Raw genomic sequence first — 1,229 nt, 5'->3', positions numbered from 1 at the left:
AATCCGTAGCTTCGGTACTATGCTTAGCCCCGTTAAATTTTCGGCGCGGTATCATTAGACCAGTGAGCTATTACGCTTTCTTTAAAGGGTTGCTGCTTCTAAGCCAACCTCCTGGTTGTATAAACAATTCCACATCCTTTTCCACTTAGCATAGATTTAGGGACCTTAGCTGACGGTCTGGGTTCTTTCCCTTTCGACCACGGAACTTATCTCCCGTAGTCTGACTCCCACATTAGAACTTGACGGTATTCGGAGTTTGAAAAGGGTTGGTAATCCGGTGGGACCCCTAGCCTTGTCAGTGCTCTACCTCCGTCAGTCATCATGTGAGGCTATACCTAAATATATTTCGGAGAAAACCAGCTATCACCGAGTTTGATTAGCCTTTCACTCCTATCCACAGCTCATCCGAACAGTTTTCAACCTATATCGGTTCGGGCCTCCATCTCGTGTTACCGAGACTTCACCCTGGCCATGGATAGATCACCCGGCTTCGGGTCTACCCCATACAACTAAACGCCCAGTTAAGACTCGCTTTCGCTGCGGCTCCACCTCTCGGCTTAACCTCGCTGCATAGGGTAAGTCGTTGACTCATTATGCAAAAGGCACGCAGTCACACTGTCCGAAGACATAGTGCTCCTACTGCTTGTAAGCTAACGGTTTCAGTTTCTATTTCACTCCCCTCCCGGGGTTCTTTTCACCTTTCCCTCACGGTACTCGTTCACTATCGGTCATCGGTTAGTATTTAGCCTTGGAAGATGGTCCTCCCGGATTCCCACAGGGTTTCACGTGTCCCGTGGTACTCAGGAAATCCCTAGGGTGAAACTGCATTTCGCGTACCGGATTATCACCGTCTATGATCAGCCTTTCCATACTGTTCCGCTATACATTTTCAATCCCATGTCGGGCTCCTACAACCCCAGATAAATCTGGTTTGGGCTTTTCCGCTTTCGCTCGCCGCTACTGACGGAATCTCTAAATTGATTTCTATTCCTGCGGGTACTAAGATGTTTCAATTCCCCGCGTTCGCTTCATGCACCTATGAATTCAGTGCATGATGATGGGATATAACTCCCACCGGGTTTCCCCATTCGGAAATCTCCGGATCAAAGCCTGTTAACGACTCCCCGAAGCTTATCGCAGCTTACCACGTCCTTCATCGCCTTCCGATGCCAAGGCATCCACCGTTAGCCCTTAATAGCTTATCCATAAAACCTGATTAAACTATTAGA

General features: G+C 48.3%; 1 rRNA gene. It reads right to left on the bottom strand.

Going from position 1 to position 1,229, the window contains the following annotated elements:
• Nucleotides 1-1,205: ribosomal RNA gene (locus FCL47_RS24085) — 23S ribosomal RNA — on the bottom strand; the annotation flags it as partial.
• Nucleotides 1,206-1,229 lie beyond the last annotated feature (24 nt).

The organism is Desulfopila sp. IMCC35006, from assembly GCF_005116645.1.
GTDB lineage: Bacteria > Desulfobacterota > Desulfobulbia > Desulfobulbales > Desulfocapsaceae > Desulforhopalus_A.
This window is presented reverse-complemented; position numbering and strand designations above follow the sequence as displayed.